Genomic DNA, 16,438 nt, shown 5'->3' with positions numbered 1-16,438 from the left:
GCCCGTGAGCCTACAAGTAGTAGGTGATCGGGATGAGTGAACGCTGACAACAACGTAGCATCTTGAAAGGCGATGGGTATAGCTGCACTTTATGGCTATTATATCATCATTCGTACGCCGGGCTCAGATTTGAGTCTCATGGGTTTTTTAGAAAAAGCTATTTTGAAATTAGCCCGTTTTATTATTGGCTGATGACCCATAAAAAAACCGTCTGGATTACTCCAGACGGTTTTTTTGTTTACACCTTAGAGAGACGTTGCTGTCTTCATGGCTTCTTTAGTTTCTTCGGCGATCGCAGTGGGCTTTTTCTTGTCGCGGGTAGCGTTAATATGCATTCCCTTGAGGACGTTCAGCGCTTGGCTTAACTGATAATCCTGTTCAGCCAGTGAGCTGGATTCATCCTTCTGTTGACCTTTTTCCTGCTTTCCTTTGTCAGCCTGCTTGTTACCGTTAGAGAGGTGGCCTTGTAAATCAGCTTCTTTGTAGCCTGATACGCTTTCCACCGGGGTGACTTTGGCTCTTGGTACCACAATGTCTGGTTTGATGCCTTCAGCCTGAATTGAGCGACCATTGGGGGTGTAATAAAGTGCTGTGGTCAACTTAAGCCCTTTTTCATTATCAATGCTGAGAGGCAGAACTGTCTGAACAGATCCTTTACCAAAAGATTCAGTACCCACCAGAACCGCTCTGTGATGATCTTGCAATGCTCCAGCCACGATTTCAGAGGCTGATGCAGAGCCGCCATTAATCAACACTACCAGAGGAATGCCTTCTGACGGGTCGTCCTCATCTGCTTTAAAGTTAAGGTGAGAGTTTGGTATGCGGCCTTTGGTGTAGACGATCAGGCCTTCTTTAATAAAGGCATCGACAACACCCACTGCGGCTTGAAGTACTCCGCCAGGGTTGTTGCGCAGGTCAAGTACCAGACCATTCAATTTGCCATTCTGGGACTTCTTCAGTTTGTTCAGGTGTTCAACCACTTCCTTATCGGAATCAGATTGGAACTGGCTCATGCGAATGTAGCCATAGCCGTCTTCCAGTACTTTGGATTTAACACTCTGTACTTTGATAATGTCGCGCTTAACCACCAGGTCAATTGGCTTGGGTGAACCCTCACGAACAATGGTGAGCTTGATGGGCTCTCCGGGTTTGCCGCGCATCTTGTCGACAGACTCCATCAATGACATGCCTTTTACTGAGTTGTCATCCAGTTTGATGATCAGGTCTCCAGCTTGTACACCTGCTTTCTGGGCAGGAGTGTCATCAATAGGCGCTATAACCTTGATGAAGCCATCTTCCATGCCTACTTCGATACCCAGTCCGCCAAATTTGCCAGAAGTGTTTATTTCCAGCTCTTTAAAGTCGTCTGGTTTCAGGTAGGCAGAGTGCGGATCCAGCCCTGAAAGCATGCCCTGGATTGCATTATCCAGGAGCGTCTTGTCATCGACGTCTTCAACGTAGGCGCTTTTGATGCGCTGCATGACCTCGGTAAAGGTACGCAGTTCTTCCAGAGGCAGTTCACCTTTTTTCTCTTCCTCCGCCGCTTTGGCATCGGCCACTGGCTTGGCAGGCTCAACAACGACTGCCGGAGCAGGCTTTTCTTCCTGATTAACCGGTGCCGACCAGCCTTGCAAGGCAAATCCGGATGCCAGTGCCAGTACAGCAGCTTTCATCCATTGAGGCATTGGCTGCCGGGAAGTAGGAAAGGTTTTGGTCATGGAAGCTCCTGCACTATTGTTGCGAAAAACAGTTTGCCTGTAAGCATGCCTGGTCACTGGAAAGGCAAATTGTTTTTCTTCCACTGTGGGCATTAGGTATGCTCTTTTAAAGAGTGTTGAAGTATAGGCGGCTTTCTTTAACAGACTGCCTTATTCCCAAGTCTGTTACCGCTTTGGGCTTCGTCAGAAAGATCAGTGATAAAAACCCCTGATGCTTTCTGCTTTATCGGTTCACCCGACAGTTTCTACAATGATTTCTATTCGTCAGATTAAGGCCGGGCCAACCACGGAACCGGGTTCTGAGGTTTGCCATTGTGTCTGATTTCGAGATAGACACCGGGCTCGGTCTGTCCTCCGGATTGGCCACTGAGAGCAAGGGCTTCACCGGCCAAAACCGTCTCACCTTCTTTTTTGAGAAGCCATTGATTATGTGCATACAGTGACAGGTAGTTATTACCGTGATCGACAATGATGAGCTGACCATAGCCTCTCAGCCAATCTGAAAAAATAACCGTGCCGTCATGAATGGCCGCAACCTGGGTACCTGTTGCAGCGGAAATCAGAATACCCTGCCAGCGAATCCGGGTATCCGCTCTTTGTTGATTAAATCCGTAAAGGACGCGCCCGTTTACAGGCCAGGGTAGCCTGCCTTTGGATTGCTGGATTTGGGTATTGGTGGGCTTTCTGGCTGCCAGCTGAGCCAACACTTCTTCCAGCTGTTTCTTTTGTTGATTAAGAGAGTCCAGCTCCCGGTCATTACTCTGGAACTGTCGATTGATTCTGGAGATCAGTTGTTGTCGGTCACTTCTGGATTTAATCAACTGCTCCTGCTTTTGGGCCAGTATTGTCTGTTGCTCTTCCAATCGGTTGTTCAGAACCTGTTGTTGCTGTTTGTTGTCTTCTATTTCGGCCAGTGTTTTTTCAAACGTCTCTATAGCCTCCAGCTGTGCTTTCTGAAGATGCTTCAGATAGGTCAAATGCCTGGAGACTTCTTCCGGGTTTTCCTGATTCAGCAACAACTTCAGGCGGTTATCCCGGCTGGCAAGATAAACGGAGCGAACACTGTTGGCGATGCGATCTTTTTCTTTATTTTTTTGCGCCGTCAGAGCCTTCTGACGGCTTTGGAGCTTTTTTATTTCGGTTTTCCCTTGTTTAAGCTCTTTCTCTATTTTGCGAATAGAGTTTTGCAGCTGGCTCATTTCTGTTTCGGTGGACTGCAGCTGTCTTTCAGCAGATGAGCGCTCCTTATTCAGTTTTTCCAGCAGTTTTCTTAGATGTTCTATATCTCCGTTGATCGCCTCCAGCTGGTCTTTGGGGGATCCTTTTTCAACGGATTCTGCGTGGGCCATCTCGCTGTTCACGTAGCTGAACAGAGTCAGGGTTACGGCGAACATCAGGTTTGCAGCCGTGATTCTCATACTCAAACGTCACTGATCTTTTTTTTGGTATTTCAGTATGCCTTTAATAGTTGGCCTTTCACATACCCAATAGCATTATATGCTGGCCGTTTCCGATTTATTTTCCGTTTCCTGTAACGTGTTATGCTGTTTTTACAAAGAACAAATACAGTAACAGAACCCACTGGGAAAAACTGTGCAGGTAAACGACAACGATATGAGATTTACTTTTCTGGGAACATCGGCAGGGTCTCCCACTGTAGACAGAAATGTGACAGCTATGGCACTGGCACTGGATGAAAGTCGAGACTGGTATCTGGTTGATTGCGGAGAAGGTACCCAGCAACGATTGCTTAAAAGTCGTTACACCTTGTCAGGCCTTGCAGGCATCTTCATTACCCATGTGCATGGGGATCATATTTTTGGACTGCCTGGCCTGATTACCAGTGCCAGTATGCAGGGCAGGAAAGAACCGTTGATGATCTGTGCCCCTGAAGGTGTGGAAAGCTTTGTCAGGCACTCCCTGAAGTGCGCCGCAGTCAGCAATATGCCTTTTGAACTGAACTTTATTCGCAGTGACCAGCCTGACTTCCATTTTCAGGATCAGCGTTTTGAGGTCACTGCCCATGAGCTTTCTCACCGCGTTCCCAGTTTTGCCTATCGCTTTCAGGAGCAACCGGTTATCCAGTCAATGGATCAGGAAAAGTTGGCTTCCATGGGAGTGCCAAGAGGCCCTTTGTGGGGAGAACTGCAAAACGGCAACAGTGTGGCCTTGTCAGATGGTCGTATCGTACACGCTCAGGATGTAAGGCTGCCACCATTGTCTGGCAGGGTGGCCATTATAGGTGGAGATAATGACCAGCCTGATCTCCTCATTGAGGCCATGAAAGGTGTGGATGTATTGGTGCATGAAGCGACATTTACTGACCCCGTTCTGGAGAAAGTCGGACCCCAGTATATGCACAGTACTGCCAGAATGGTGGGGGAGGCGGCTGAGCAGGGTGGCGTGAACTATGTCATTCTGACGCATATCAGTGGTCGCTATCGAAAGAACTCTTCTGAATTTGCTTCTTCAGTTGAAGCACTTAGACGTGAAGCCCAGTCTGTTTTCAGAGGGCAGGTGGAGCTGGCGGAAGATTTTGGCTGTTGGGCATTGGATAGAGAGCGAAATCTATCGCGTATTGAATAGAGCAGGAAAGGGAGCCCCCTTTCCCTGTATGTCCTCTTACATCTTTCTGGCTACAGCTGTAGCGTTTCTGGCGGGGTCATAATTCCCGTCTTTCATGGCATTGTGGGCCCGTTTGAATGCAATATTTCCCGCATGATCCAGGTAAGCCTGATCGATACTCATATCCCGCTTGATAGAAGCCAGAACTTAAGGTGAGTTATCGTCTGGCTTCTGGATCAGATGCTTTTATGCATGTTAGTTCAGGCTTCAGAGCGCATAGACGAGTACTTCTTGTGCCTGAAGGAAGGCACTGAAACTCATCGAAAATAGAGTTATGACCAGAAGGGCTGGCTTTTTGAAAAGCATGAGGGTTTTTCAAAGGGTTAGTAAAGAGAGGAAGTTTATCTAGTCACAATAGAGTTGTGGTTCCTACTTAGATCTGAAGTCGGTCAGGTTCATGGTATAATGCTCTCTTTTTGCCATTTAAAGACCTCGGATGTCTGCTGGATTTAAGACCATTTCAAACGCTTAAGTCCGGCAGGTTTCTGGATGCAGGCTTATGGCATCAGCTTGAGCGATGCGAATCGCTTATATCTGTTTCACCCAAAGTGAAGAATTGAATGTCTGAATATACAAGTGTTGAAGAGCGCGTAAGCTATGGTATTGGCCGTCAGATGGGCGACCAGCTGGCAAGCAATCCGATTGAAGGTCTGTCTATTGATGCTGTTCTGGCCGGTCTGGCTGACTCCCTGAATGGAGCTCCAAGTGCCGTTGAACATTCTGCTCAGCAGGAAGCGTTCAATGAAATGCACCAGCGCATCCAGGCTAAGGAAGCTGAACAAGCCAAGGAGCTGTCTGCTGAGGGTGAGAAGTTCCTGGCTGAAAATGCCAAGCGTGCTGAAGTCGCTGTCACTGACTCTGGCCTGCAGTACGAAGTACTGGTAGCCGGTGATGAGAAAGGTGAGAAGCCAGGGCCTGATTCTACCGTTCGCACTCACTACCACGGTACGCTGCTGAACGGCACTGTATTCGATAGCTCTGTTGATCGTGGCGAACCGATTGAATTTCCGGTTAACGGCGTAATTGCTGGCTGGACTGAAGCTCTGCAGCTGATGACTGTTGGTTCCAAGTGGAAACTGTTTGTTCCTTATAACCTGGCTTACGGTGCTCAGGGTGCGGGTGGCGTTATTGGGCCATACGCGACTCTGGTCTTCGAAGTAGAGCTGCTGGCTGTTTCCTGATAACAGCTGTGGGCTGGGAGCGTCCTGCTTCCAGTCCTGTCTTGTTTTTCTAACCTGCTCGCCAGATTGCCTGCTTTGTTGAGGATATAGATCAGGCTGTTGCAGATGGGAAGAAAGCAGGGCTATTGGTCTCCAGTTTTTGCTAAACACCTTTTCAGCGTATCTGTTATATGAGTGCGCCCTGGCTGGGCGATATGGTGATTGAGTTGATGGAAGAAGATCAGGGAATGACGGAGCACTTTGAGCAGTGTGCTAAGGAAGCCAGCAGTTGGGATGGCGAAGCACCTTTCAGGCTTGTTTCCCTATGACAGAGTGTTTGAAACTCCACCGCACAGAGCCGTGGAGTTCTTTGGTTTTTCTCTGAAGAAAAAGCTTAAACTGCCAGAGATTTTCCGGTCATTTCTTCAGGCTGTTCAATACTCATCAGATCCAGCAGGGTGGGAGCCAGATCAGAGAGAATACCGTCTTTCAGTTGAATGGCTTTAGGGCCAAAGTACACCAGTGGAACCCGTTCACAGGTGTGAGCTGTATGGACTTGTCCGGTTTCCGGGTTAACCATTTGTTCTGCGTTACCGTGGTCGGCTGTAATCAGGCACTGGCCACCGGTTTCATCAAGCGCTTCAATCACGCGGCCAATGGATTGGTCGACAGCTTCAACGGCTTTCACTGCTGCATCAAACACACCGGTATGACCGACCATGTCGCAGTTTGCATAGTTACAGATAACCAGGTCGTGCTTGCCGCTTTTGATTTCTGCAACCAGCTTTTCGGTGACTTCCGGTGCACTCATTTCTGGCTGCAGGTCATAGGTAGCCACCTTGGGAGATTCCACCAGAACACGCTCTTCACCTTCGTATGGTTCTTCACGACCACCGCTGAAGAAGAAGGTTACGTGAGCGTACTTCTCAGTTTCAGCGATACGCAGCTGGGTTTTACCCAGTTTTTCCATGTACTCACCCAGGGTGTTAGGCAGTTCTGAAGGTGGGTAAGCACAAACAGTATCGATACTGGCAGCATACTGGGTCAGCATGACAAAGCCGGCCATAACAGGTTCTTTGGTGCGTGTGAAACCAGAAAAATCTTTATCAACAAAGGCGCGGGTGATTTCACGGGCTCTATCTGCACGGAAGTTCATGAAGAGTACCGCGTCACCATCATTAATAGTGGCAGGGCTTTCTCCAATAGTCGTAGCTTTAACAAACTCGTCGTTTTCTTCGCGCTCATAAGCCGCTTGAAGACCTGCAACCGCCGTTTTAGCGGAGAACTCGGCCTTGCCTAGCGTCATCAGGTCATAGGCTTCTTGTACGCGTTCCCAGCGATTGTCACGATCCATGGCAAAGTAACGGCCAATGAGGCTGGCAACCCGACCGATGCCTTTTTCCTTCAGCAAGGCATCGGTTTTAGCCAGAGTGGATTCTGCACTGCGTGGTGGTGTATCACGACCATCCAGGAATGCGTGCACATACACTTCTTTAGCGCCGCGTTTTGCGGCCAGTTCTACCATGGCATTGATGTGGTCTTCATGGCTGTGAACACCGCCAGGAGACATCAGGCCCATAATGTGAACCGCTTTGTTTGCAGAAACCGCTTTATCGATGGTGTCAGTAAACGCTGTGTTATCAAAAAAGTCACCGTCTTTAATAGACTTGGTGATCCGGGTGAAGTCCTGATAAACAACACGGCCGGCGCCAAGGTTCATATGGCCGACTTCACTGTTACCCATCTGACCATCAGGCAGGCCAACATCCATACCGGAGCCAGAGACAAAGCTGAAGGGATGTTCTTTCTGGAGACGGTCCATTACCGGGGTGTTGGCAGCCAGAATCGCGTTGGAGTCAGATTCTTTGCGGTAACCGTAACCATCCAGGATGATCAGGGCGGTGGTTTTGCGCTTGTCAGTCATGGATCAAACCTTGGGCAAGTTGTCTGTGGAAAATGCCGCTCTCTCAGACGTTGCAGCTTTTTTCAGGAACCGGGGTGAGCAGCATTTCCGGCTCAGGGCTGTTTTGAGAGGAGAAGGACTTGAATTCTACCTGCTTTGCGGCTCGTTTCCAGAGACGGGTCGATAGAAATTCACTATTTGCAGAATAGAACAGTTGTTTTAGTCAAAGCCTGATTTTCTCTGTTTTGCCGTGGTGACACATGACCTATTCTGAGTATCTTGGCGTATTTTTTGTTTTGTCTGTTGACGGGGTGAGGAGGAAAAGAGGTAGGTATTGAAACAGTCGTAACTCTATTTGGCAGACTGTATACTTGCCGCCTTAAGGCAATTAACCATGAAAAATAGTGCGTTTTTCTCTTTAAAAATTGAGGGGGCGTAAGCTGTTTTTCCTTCGCTAAGGCATTGAGTACTGGTTCAGTATGGAACAGATTATTGAATTTATAGGTAACCACCCTTTACTGGTGGGTTCGCTGGTGGCTCTAGTATGTGCGCTGCTTTTTAGCGAGATGCGTAAAGGTGGGCATAGCGTGGGGTCTCAGGAAGTCACCCAGTTGATTAATCAGCAAGGGGCTGTGGTACTGGATGTCAGGGAGAAAGCTGATTTCAGTAAAGGCCATATTGTTGATGCTGTGAGCATGCCTTACAGTAAGGTTGCAGAACGTGTTGGTGAGCTGAATAAGCACAAAGATAAGCCGATTGTTATTGTGGATGCCATGGGTCAGCACAGTGGTACTGTTGGAAAGCAGCTTAAAGATGCCGGGTTTGAGCAGGTAGTACGCCTGAAGGGCGGTATCGGTACCTGGACCGCAGACAGCTTGCCTCTGGTTAAGAAATAACAGGAAAAGCTTGCCGTTCTCCGCTGGGAGCGGCTTTTTGCCAACAATAATGGAAAGCAGATGGCTCCAGTTACCCTTTATATTTCTGCCTATTGCCCCTTCTGTCACCAGGCACTCAGATTGCTGGACAGTAAAGGGGTCAGCTACCAGACTATCAGCGTCGATGGCAGGTCTGATGTGCGTCAAGACATGACGAATAAAGCAGGCTCGCACACCGTTCCCCAAATCTGGATTGGAGACACCCATGTAGGAGGGTGTGATGATCTGTATGCTTTGGAATCTGAAGGTCGGCTGAACGACATGTTGAAGTAAAAACAGACTCGTCACTCTCCTATTGAAAGGATCGGGTTTGTTTTTTGGAAAATTGCAGATTATCTGGGTTGATATTCGTATTCTTATCCCCATTATAAGTGGGAATCGAATGTAGTCAGGTGCTCGGTACCGAGAACCGATATTTTTTTAAGGAATTGATAATGGCTGAGAATCAGCAGCAAGATCAGGCGCAGTTCGCGCTGCAGCGTATTTACGTCAAGGACCTGTCCTTTGAGTCTCCAAAGTCTCCAGAGATGTTTCAGGCTCAATGGCAGCCAGAAGTTAAGCTGGACCTGAACACCACAAACCGTCTGCTGCATGACGACATGTATGAAGTCGTGCTGTCTCTGACCATTACGGTTCAAAACGGTTCTGAAGAAGAGAAAGAAACCGCTTTTCTGGCTGAAGTTCAGCAGGCCGGTGTCTTCCTGATCAAGGGACTGGGTGATGATGAGCTGCATCGCACTCTGGGTGCATTCTGCCCGAACATCCTGTTCCCATACGCTCGTGAAGCTATTGATAACCTGGTTCTGCGTGGCAGCTTCCCTCCGCTGATGCTGGCACCTGTAAACTTCGACGCCCTGTATCTGCAGGCGCGTGAACAGCAGGAAGCTTCAATTAACTGATAGCAGACTGCCGTGCCGGGTTTTTGCCCGGCACATTCCTTCCTTACTCTCCTCCGGGAAACCCCATCTGCTTCCAGGCTTCATACACCATAACCGCGACGGTATTAGACAGGTTCAAGCTTCGGCTGTCCGGTAACATGGGTAAACGCAATATCTGATTCTTTGGCAGACTCTCCAGGATTTCGGTGGGCAATCCTCTGGTCTCCGGGCCGAACATCAAAGCATCTCCTGATTCAAATGAATGCTCTGAATAGTTAGTTGTACCTTTTGTGCTCAACGCCAGCACTCGTTTGGGTTTTACTGTTTTAAGAAAAGCTTCGTAATCTTCATAAATCTGCAAATTGGCGTATTCATGGTAATCCAACCCGGCCCGTTTCAGGCGTTGGTCGTCCAGATCAAATCCCAGGGGCTTGATCAGATGCAGATGAAATCCTGTATTGGCACAGAGTCGGATAATATTGCCAGTGTTTGGAGGGATTTCTGGCTGGTATAAAACGATATCAAGCATATTGGCTGGAACTGATTCAGTATAAGGAGCAAGAAGTATACCCAAAGGATTTGGAGTTGCTACAAGGCAGCCTGCAAACGAAGCCCTGGAAACCGGTAATTAGCTGGTGGCAAAGGTGAGTGGATATAGATAGCGCAGCAGTCACTTCAAAGGCAATGGCTATAAAAGTCTTTTGGCTCCGTGGTTGTCAGTGAATCTAACCAATCCGGTTAGAATTCATGACGACGGGAAACTTCTCAAAGAAGCCTGCATCTAAAGGATTACATGATTGCCACCAGGGTTGGAAGCAGTCTGATAGGGATGTTGAAAACCATAGCGTCAAGGTACTGACGCAAACCGTGAAGGACGAACTCCCGTTTTCACGGTTAACCAACATGCGCAAGCATGGTCAGCTGAAAAGGATTTGGCTGACAACAAGAGCCGCAACAGGTAGGACCTGCTGCGGCTCTATTTTTTCAGTTTAATTTATTATCTGAGAGCAGATATCAGCCTATTTAAACACAGGCCTGGGCAAGGCCCGAAATAAGTACCATGGTAAGAAGCAAGGCAATAATATTGCAGGTGCGGCCTACGCGGTATTGTTTCTGATCACAGCGGCATTGATCGTAAGGTGACAGGTCCATCTTCAGAAGCCTCTATAAATTCCCTGAGGGTTTTGCGATTACATGCTTCGAATACTTCACTGCCTTAGAAGCTACTTCATTAATCTTAGTTGAGCTATACCCTTCTGAAAGAAAATTTACGTAAGTTAGTCCTTCCGAAAATCCTTGTCAGGATATCTGTTTTCTTATGATGTCATTGAAGAATTATTCGAATGAGTGTTGATTTTCTGACGCATAAAGTGCCTATCTTAATTTATCGTTTTAATGATATTTAGTAATGCTGGGTGTATGAATCCGGTTACGTTTATGCGGAGAAAGCACCGGCTTTCAAAACCGTTAAGTTCGACAGGTTGACATAGCTCAATATCTACATAACAAGTATTTTTGTGATCAATAATTTATGTTAACCTGATCACAAAAGAGATGCGGTAAACAGCCTTGAGCTAACAAAGCCTTGAGCTAACAAAGCATCGAGAAAATAAAAAGTATCAGGGTCGGGGAAAGTCAGTCAGAAGAATAATAAAAAGACAGTAGTTGTTTAACTTTTTGTCATTCACCCTGCCTGCCTTGCAGTTCCATTAGAAGCCTGAATAGGTAGCTTCAAGATCAAGGTGTCTGAAAGCACCTGAAGCATAGAAAAAATAGACTACGGAGTGGTTCTAGATAATGGAGAAAGTGATGGGATTTAAAAAAGTAGCTGTAGCTGTCGCGCTGTCTGCAGGATTGGCCACTTCAGGGCTTCAGGCTGCAGATAATCCGGATAACCCTACTGCAAACTCATCAAGGGGTGACTTTGAGATTACTCTGAGAAATGAAGTTCAGATGAAACTGTTTCAATTGACAGATGTGGATCTTGTTAATACTGACTCAGGTGCTACCCCAGGAGATTTGACAGGCGTTACCCAGTCTTGTGTAGATTCAAATGTTGCCAGATACGAAGTTAAGTTAGAGAGCTCTAACGCTTTCAAACTCCAAGCAGGCAGTGGGCCGGCGTTAGGTGAAATTCCATACAAGCTGACATATTCTCAAACGGGAGCTACCGATCAGATCTGGGGTGTCGGTGGACAGGCTTCTGGAGTCACGGCTGGCAGCTTTGCAAAAGATGGAGATATTGGTGGTGGTGCTTGTAGTGGTGCTCTGAACACCAAAATAACAGTTGATATCCTTGAAGCAGATTACAAAGACAAGGATGTAGGTGTTTATGCTGACACGGTAACTGTTGTAGTTTCTGCAATCTAATCTCAATAGCCAGCGAAGTTGATTCCGGTGTCTTCGCTGGCTGTCTTAAAAATAAAAAACGACCGTGAGTCATTGCCCTGGGCTAAACCACGGTGTAGCAATCTGAGTAGTAGCAAAAAGGATTTTTCCGGGTCATGACTAGGCAAAAATGCATAAACATTTTATGTATTGTATTGCCCATGGTTTTTGTTTTGTCCAAAGCCATGGCCAGTCAGCCGCTTTTTCTTGCCCAAAATAAAGTCCCCGAAGGTTTTGAAACACTCAGTGAACCCCAACAGTCACTGGTTGATATCTATTATGGTAACCGCTATTTAACTTCCCAGTTAGCGACGTTTCAGCCAGGAAAAATTGCCCTTTCGAATGTCGATGAAGTGGTTCGTCTTATTGGTTCAGTTAATGACCCTGCTTTCTTGAATACGGCCTTATCCGGTGAGTTGAATACTCATGCTGAGGCTATCTGCCCGCCCAATATTACCAGTAATTGTGGTGTTATAGATCCGCCTGTAGCGGGCGTTATTTTTGATGAATCCCGATTCCGTGTAGACGTTTTTGTAAACCCTCGCTTTCTGCTCACAAGAGCGGCCGATGTAAGAAAGTACCTGCCGCCTTCCGATGCGGGCTTTGCTATGATGCAAAACTTTTCTGCAGCGGCAACCGGAACTTCTGAAGATGCTAATGGCAGTGACTACACCCTTAATGGCCTGACACTGCTGTCTTATTATGAGAACAGTATTTTGTCGAGCTGGGATTATTCAAAGTCTCAACACTTCTCTGTTAATCAGCTTTATGGGCAGAGGGAGTATGAAGGGTTTGAATACAATCTCGGTCTGCTTTCCAGTCAGGGTTTTGGTCTGAACTTTACTTCTGATCAGCCCATGGTAGGCGCTCGTTTTCAGAGCTCTGACAACACACGAAACGACAATGATTTCAGTGGTGGCATGCCGGTTGAAATCTTTATGCCGCTCAGAGGGCGGGTAGAAATTCGTCGAGATGGACGCCTGGTTGCCTCTTACTTTCATGAGGCGGGTCTTCAGGCGCTGGATACCACGGCCTTTCCCAGTGGCGCATACGATATAGAAATTCGGATTCTGGATGAGCAGGGCAACCTGCAGTCGCAGGAAACCCGTTTCTTTGCCAAACAATATCAGCTACCCCCGGAAGGTGAATGGCAGTTTTTTGCCGAGACTGGCCGAGTGATGACCACTGTTTTTGATGGGGCTTTACCACAGAGTACTGAACAGTGGTTGAGCAGAGCCGGTGTGAGCCGAAGAATTTTCGATACTATAGCGGGCACACTTTCTGCCGCAGCCACTCTGGATACCTCATTAATTGAGTTGGGTATTTATAACCTGGGTTATCGTTATGAGTTGTCACCTTCCTTTATGGTGGCGGACAACGGCAGTTACGGTATGACGTTAACAGGGAGAACCTGGCTTGGGGATGTCTCACTGAATGGCAGTTATCGTCGCCTCTGGAGAAACGATGCCAACGTATCCAATGATGACCGCCCGGCACTGATCAGTGATGCTTTTGAGCAAACCAGTTTCTCTGCATCAACGCCATTGTGGAGAGGCAGCGCCAATTACAGGTTTAGCAGTAATAGAAATAATGATGATGGCAGAACGGAAACTCATGGGGTGAGTTATACGGCTACGGTCTTCAGAACACTGGATTATGATACCAATGTCTCTTTTAGTTTCAGTGAGTCAGAAGGCAATTCTGTTGCGTTATTGAGCCTTGAGTGGCGATTCCGTCAAGATCGTTGGAATTTCAGGGTCAATCCCAGAGCAGAGGTTCAAAACAATAACGGGAATAGAGACAGAACAGAAAAAATGAGGCTGTCGGCTTCCTGGGATGATGGCGACCTGTACGATGGACAGTTGACCTCCAGTATGACTGCAGAGACTGGTAGCGGCGAGCGTAGGCTGGATGGTGCGGTGCAGTATGGCAATCGATTTGGCAGGGCTGCATTAACCGTTAATCATAGTACGACGGATTCTAATCAGGCTACCAACTTTAACGGCAGTTTCAGCACCAGCTTCCTGACCGATGGCAATGTTGTGGCTATGGGGGGAGAGCAAAGAGCAGAGAGTGCTCTGGTCGTGAATCTTAACGGTCGTGAAGGTGACATCTTTGATGTGAAAATTGATGGCCAGAGAAGAGGGTATGCCGTAGCGGGTAAACCATCGGTGATACCTCTGGCTCCTTTTGAGCAATATACCGTTACCTTGTCGCCTTCTGGGAATACGCTGTACAGCTTTGATGAGCGGGAACGACGCTTTACACTTTATCCTGGTAATGTGATGACACTTGATTATGAAGCCATTCCACTGCAGCTTCTCTTTGGGCGTTTGCTAGTGAATGGGGAGCCTCTGGATCGAGCCCGGATAACAGGGGGGCTTTATCCCGCCAGTACCGATGATATTGGTATGTTTCAGATTGAAGCTCGCTCAGATATCAATGAGCTTAGAATTGAGCTGGAGAATGGCTGGCAATGCAGTGTGCCGGTCAAGGCTGCTTCAGAAAAATATATTTCAAGAATGGGAACGGTGGACTTGTCTGAGTCCGATTGTGTTCCTGAGCTGGAAGGTCAACTGGCCATCGGTAAACGAGACGATTCCTGAGCAGGAAGCTTTATCAGGATCAGGTCAGTCATTTGAACTCATACTAACAAGAATGGAGTCTTGCTGTGTTCAGGTTCAGGTTCAGGTTCAGGTTCAGGTTCAGGTTCAGGTTCAGGTTCAGGTTCAGGATCAGTGTTCTGCTCTTGCTGTTTGTCTTTGTATCCGTTCCTGTGTCCGGACATCATAACGCCCAGAATGATGGTGATTGTGCCCAGACAGATGCCCATTGTGATGATCGAACCGGTTATCACAATCATTACTGGCTTAAACTGAAACGTTTATTTGATCTCGATATGGGGGAATGGGGGGGAGAGCAGCTGGTGAGTGGCTCTACCATGGCTGCTCAGGATGGAAGGTTGTTTTGTATTATTTCTTATTCTGTTCCTCATTGGAATGACAACTCAGCTCGTACGCTCTATGACTATCAGGTGCAGATTACCGGGCCACAACATTCAGGGGTGTTTGTCCTCCAGCCACAGGGGCAGGGAGGTGGGGGGCTACCGGTCACCTTAACTCTCAAAGGAGTTTCTGGTGATGCCACGGCTGATGTGAATTTTTCCCAATGGCTTACTTTCAATACCTTGCAGGGGGTGGATGAGTACGAGGTCTGCAGAAAAAATGAGCTCAGTATTCTTGCTGAAGTGACCCAGTCAGATATTCTTCAAAATGCCAGAGCCGGGCAGTACCAGGGCCAGTTTACGGTCACCGCTCAAAGTAATGGGCTGACGGTTTCTAAAAGTTTTCTTGTTACTCTGACTATAAAACCATCCATCATGATCAGTGGGCTCACTGACGTAGAGCTGAATTTCGATGGAGAAAACAGTATTCAGTCCATTGATCAGAGTTACTGCGTTTATAACCTGGGAGCAGGTGCATTTCAGTTAAAGGGTGAAAGTGTTCATGGTCAGGGTGTTTTTGCATTGAGAAACGGCAATAATCTTATTGGGTATGGTATTGAAACCACTTCATCCAATAGCGGCAATAACAGTTGGGTTGAATTGATTGAAAGTACTTTTGTTTCCGCCAATAGCTGGTCAGGTGATACCAGTCATCATTGCCAGGGCTCGATGGGTAATATGAAGTTTAGAATTAATATTCCTGAGCAAAATATGAGCGGTAAACCTTCAGGAATATACAGAGATACTGTACAGTTAACCGTCGTGCCCTTGTAGACAAGAGAGTAGCTGGGATCGGTTAATTATAAGAAAACCTGTTGTTTAAAGGTTCAGGGTTATAGAAGTTGAAGTATTTTTCCAGAGTAGTTTGTTCGGTACTGATACTCTTTTCAGCAGAGTCCAGAGCCTTTTTTGATTTTTTCGGTTATGTGGCAGATCCGCTCCATGTCTTTTCTGGCAATGCCAATCCGACCTATAATTTCACGGTTTCCTTTAGCGCTTACTGTAATTCCGGCTGTGTAGGGCAAGATTATCGACTGGCTTTGTCGGACTCAGACCCTGGCAGGCAAAGCCCGATAACTGGTGGTACGGAACCTCTTCAGTACCCGGCAGATGAACTGTCACAATTCCTGATCAGTGCCCAATACAGTCAGCAGAGTAATCAGGGTAGCCTTATTCCCGGTCAGTGGACGTATCCAAACAGCTCCAACTCACTTTTTCAGACGACAACCAATGGCTCTGTTACGGGGTCGTTTAGTTTCACTTTCAATCAAAATCGACTGAAACAGCTACCCGCTGGTACTTACAATTTCAGTTTTTATATAGTGGGTGAAGATATGTATGGCACTCTTCACCTCGACAGTATTCTTGTAACTATTCCCATTGTTGTACCTGAGTTAGTGCAAATTTCTGGCCTGGAAGATGTAGCTCTCGATACAAAGGATTTGTCGGGTAATACTCTGGATGCACAGTTTGGAGTCTGTGTATTCAGTAATACAGGAGGTGTATCTATAGATTTTGATGGCAGCAGTAATCCAGGTAGCGACTTCATGCTGAGTAAGCAGGGACAATGTGTGAACGCATCGGATTGTGTCAACTATCGTATGGTAGTTAAAACCCCAAGCGAAAACAGGCTAAATTATCGCAGACAAGGTCATAGACCGAATAAAGTCTGGACTGCCAGTGCTCAGCAAGACTGCGGTGGTCAGGATAATATGACGTTGCTGGTCAAACTCAAGCGGAATGATCTTGGTGATATCGACTCGGGTGTTTACAGCGATACCATGACTGTTACAGTGTGGGCTCAATAAATATAAGAATGGATGTTAT

15 protein-coding genes are annotated in these 16,438 nt (G+C 47.2%); 10 read left to right on the top strand and 5 right to left on the bottom strand.

What is annotated here, in order from left to right; all coding sequences use genetic code 11:
• Positions 1-245: 245 nt before the first annotated feature.
• Together GZ78_RS04925 and GZ78_RS04920 are read right to left on the bottom strand one after the other, a co-directional pair.
• On the bottom strand, positions 246-1,718 hold the full coding sequence (locus GZ78_RS04925; protein ID WP_330217597.1) for a S41 family peptidase: 1,473 nt from the start codon (positions 1,716-1,718) through the stop codon (positions 246-248).
• 269 nt (positions 1,719-1,987) lie between these two features.
• The gene (locus GZ78_RS04920; protein ID WP_051785823.1) at positions 1,988-3,136 is read right to left on the bottom strand and encodes a murein hydrolase activator EnvC family protein; all 1,149 of its coding nucleotides are present in this window, start codon (positions 3,134-3,136) and stop codon (positions 1,988-1,990) included.
• A gap of 196 nt (positions 3,137-3,332) precedes the next feature.
• On the opposite strand from GZ78_RS04920, the gene GZ78_RS04915 reads away from it, so the two are divergent.
• Entirely contained in the window at positions 3,333-4,304 is a 972-nt protein-coding gene (locus GZ78_RS04915; protein WP_034833206.1) for a ribonuclease Z, read from the top strand.
• A gap of 36 nt (positions 4,305-4,340) precedes the next feature.
• Here GZ78_RS04915 and GZ78_RS30595 read toward each other — a convergent pair whose 3' ends face one another.
• Positions 4,341-4,466: a hypothetical protein gene (locus tag GZ78_RS30595; RefSeq protein ID WP_269078734.1), complete on the bottom strand. Its 126-nt coding sequence runs from the start codon at positions 4,464-4,466 to the stop codon at positions 4,341-4,343.
• 437 nt (positions 4,467-4,903) lie between these two features.
• Here GZ78_RS30595 and GZ78_RS04910 point away from each other — a divergent pair, with 437 nt between their 5' ends.
• Complete coding sequence (locus GZ78_RS04910) at positions 4,904-5,524, top strand: FKBP-type peptidyl-prolyl cis-trans isomerase (protein ID WP_034833204.1); 621 nt, start codon at positions 4,904-4,906, stop codon at positions 5,522-5,524.
• A gap of 170 nt (positions 5,525-5,694) precedes the next feature.
• Positions 5,695-5,832 (top strand): hypothetical protein, encoded by a 138-nt coding sequence (locus tag GZ78_RS29310; protein ID WP_161787306.1) that lies wholly within the window; start codon positions 5,695-5,697, stop codon positions 5,830-5,832.
• A 65-nt stretch (positions 5,833-5,897) separates the two neighbouring features.
• On the opposite strand, the gene gpmM is transcribed toward GZ78_RS29310, so the two are convergent.
• Positions 5,898-7,427 (bottom strand): 2,3-bisphosphoglycerate-independent phosphoglycerate mutase, encoded by a 1,530-nt coding sequence (gene gpmM / locus GZ78_RS04905; RefSeq protein WP_034833202.1) that lies wholly within the window; start codon positions 7,425-7,427, stop codon positions 5,898-5,900.
• Positions 7,428-7,885: 458 nt separating this feature from the next.
• Between gpmM and GZ78_RS04900 the strand changes: the two genes are divergently transcribed.
• From GZ78_RS04900 to secB, 3 genes are all read left to right on the top strand, one after another.
• Positions 7,886-8,302, top strand: a complete 417-nt coding sequence (locus GZ78_RS04900) for a rhodanese-like domain-containing protein (protein ID WP_034833193.1) — start codon at positions 7,886-7,888, stop codon at positions 8,300-8,302.
• Positions 8,303-8,362: 60 nt separating this feature from the next.
• Positions 8,363-8,614, top strand: a complete 252-nt coding sequence (gene grxC, locus GZ78_RS04895) for a glutaredoxin 3 (protein WP_034833186.1) — start codon at positions 8,363-8,365, stop codon at positions 8,612-8,614.
• Between the two features lie 161 nt (positions 8,615-8,775).
• The gene (gene secB, locus GZ78_RS04890; protein WP_034833184.1) at positions 8,776-9,240 is read left to right on the top strand and encodes a protein-export chaperone SecB; all 465 of its coding nucleotides are present in this window, start codon (positions 8,776-8,778) and stop codon (positions 9,238-9,240) included.
• A gap of 43 nt (positions 9,241-9,283) precedes the next feature.
• Here secB and trmL read toward each other — a convergent pair whose 3' ends face one another.
• A complete protein-coding gene (trmL, locus tag GZ78_RS04885) occupies positions 9,284-9,748 on the bottom strand; it encodes a tRNA (uridine(34)/cytosine(34)/5-carboxymethylaminomethyluridine(34)-2'-O)-methyltransferase TrmL (RefSeq protein ID WP_034834189.1) in 465 nt (154 codons plus the stop codon).
• Between the two features lie 1,280 nt (positions 9,749-11,028).
• Between trmL and GZ78_RS04880 the strand changes: the two genes are divergently transcribed.
• The 4 genes from GZ78_RS04880 to GZ78_RS04860 all read left to right on the top strand — a co-directional run bounded on the left by GZ78_RS04880 (position 11,029) and on the right by GZ78_RS04860 (position 16,419).
• Positions 11,029-11,589: a hypothetical protein gene (locus GZ78_RS04880; protein WP_034833183.1), complete on the top strand. Its 561-nt coding sequence runs from the start codon at positions 11,029-11,031 to the stop codon at positions 11,587-11,589.
• A 134-nt stretch (positions 11,590-11,723) separates the two neighbouring features.
• The gene (locus GZ78_RS04875; protein ID WP_081869671.1) at positions 11,724-14,213 is read left to right on the top strand and encodes a TcfC E-set like domain-containing protein; all 2,490 of its coding nucleotides are present in this window, start codon (positions 11,724-11,726) and stop codon (positions 14,211-14,213) included.
• A 143-nt stretch (positions 14,214-14,356) separates the two neighbouring features.
• Positions 14,357-15,385, top strand: coding sequence for a hypothetical protein (locus GZ78_RS04865; protein WP_161787305.1), 1,029 nt, complete (start codon positions 14,357-14,359; stop codon positions 15,383-15,385).
• Positions 15,386-15,453: 68 nt separating this feature from the next.
• Entirely contained in the window at positions 15,454-16,419 is a 966-nt protein-coding gene (locus tag GZ78_RS04860; protein ID WP_034833178.1) for a hypothetical protein, read from the top strand.
• Positions 16,420-16,438 lie beyond the last annotated feature (19 nt).

It is taken from the genome of Endozoicomonas numazuensis (assembly GCF_000722635.1).
Taxonomy (GTDB): domain Bacteria; phylum Pseudomonadota; class Gammaproteobacteria; order Pseudomonadales; family Endozoicomonadaceae; genus Endozoicomonas_A; species Endozoicomonas_A numazuensis.
The sequence above is the reverse complement of the archived record's forward strand: the minus strand, read 5'-3'. Positions and strand labels throughout refer to the sequence as shown.

Coding starts and splice junctions, on each gene's coding strand:
- grxC (WP_034833186.1), top strand. CDS start 8,363: ATGGCTCCAGTTACCCTTTATATTTCTGCCTATTGCCCCTTCTGTCAC.
- GZ78_RS30595 (WP_269078734.1), bottom strand. CDS start 4,466: ATGAGTATCGATCAGGCTTACCTGGATCATGCGGGAAATATTGCATTC.
- GZ78_RS04915 (WP_034833206.1), top strand. CDS start 3,333: ATGAGATTTACTTTTCTGGGAACATCGGCAGGGTCTCCCACTGTAGAC.
- GZ78_RS04910 (WP_034833204.1), top strand. CDS start 4,904: ATGTCTGAATATACAAGTGTTGAAGAGCGCGTAAGCTATGGTATTGGC.
- GZ78_RS04920 (WP_051785823.1), bottom strand. CDS start 3,136: ATGAGAATCACGGCTGCAAACCTGATGTTCGCCGTAACCCTGACTCTG.
- GZ78_RS04900 (WP_034833193.1), top strand. CDS start 7,886: ATGGAACAGATTATTGAATTTATAGGTAACCACCCTTTACTGGTGGGT.
- trmL (WP_034834189.1), bottom strand. CDS start 9,748: ATGCTTGATATCGTTTTATACCAGCCAGAAATCCCTCCAAACACTGGC.
- GZ78_RS04925 (WP_330217597.1), bottom strand. CDS start 1,718: ATGACCAAAACCTTTCCTACTTCCCGGCAGCCAATGCCTCAATGGATG.
- GZ78_RS29310 (WP_161787306.1), top strand. CDS start 5,695: ATGAGTGCGCCCTGGCTGGGCGATATGGTGATTGAGTTGATGGAAGAA.
- gpmM (WP_034833202.1), bottom strand. CDS start 7,427: ATGACTGACAAGCGCAAAACCACCGCCCTGATCATCCTGGATGGTTAC.
- GZ78_RS04880 (WP_034833183.1), top strand. CDS start 11,029: ATGGGATTTAAAAAAGTAGCTGTAGCTGTCGCGCTGTCTGCAGGATTG.
- GZ78_RS04875 (WP_081869671.1), top strand. CDS start 11,724: ATGACTAGGCAAAAATGCATAAACATTTTATGTATTGTATTGCCCATG.
- secB (WP_034833184.1), top strand. CDS start 8,776: ATGGCTGAGAATCAGCAGCAAGATCAGGCGCAGTTCGCGCTGCAGCGT.